General features: G+C 52.2%; 1 pseudogene. It reads left to right on the top strand.

The features are described from left to right. A pseudogene (locus UF06_RS18630) lies at nt 1–387 on the top strand (aminotransferase class III-fold pyridoxal phosphate-dependent enzyme); the annotation flags it as partial.

Genomic DNA, 387 nt, shown 5'->3' with positions numbered 1-387 from the left:
GGACAATACCTGCTTCACAGCCTAGAGAAAATCCAACAACGTGTGCAATGTATCGCTGAGGTTCGCGGTAAAGGATTGATGCTAGGGGCGGAAATTCGCAAGCCAGGCAGCGAAGTCACCAATTTTGGTGAGCCTGTGTCGGATGTCAAGCTGACACTGGCGATTCAGCGAGCTGCGCTGGAGCGCGGCATGATGGTTGAAAAAGGCGATCGTGACGGCTCTGTGATTCGCTTCCTTCAACCGTTGATCATTTCTTTCGAGCAGTTTGATTTTGCCCTGCGCGTGCTGTAAGAAGAGATTCTTGCTGCGGGCGGCGCACGTGTTGATGCAGAGCAGCAGCCAGAGGGGAAAAAACACTTCATCCACACTGGTGTCTATGGAAGCAAA

This window comes from Vibrio sp. S234-5 (assembly GCF_000960595.1).
Taxonomy (GTDB): domain Bacteria; phylum Pseudomonadota; class Gammaproteobacteria; order Enterobacterales; family Vibrionaceae; genus Vibrio.
The sequence above is the reverse complement of the archived record's forward strand: the minus strand, read 5'-3'. Positions and strand labels throughout refer to the sequence as shown.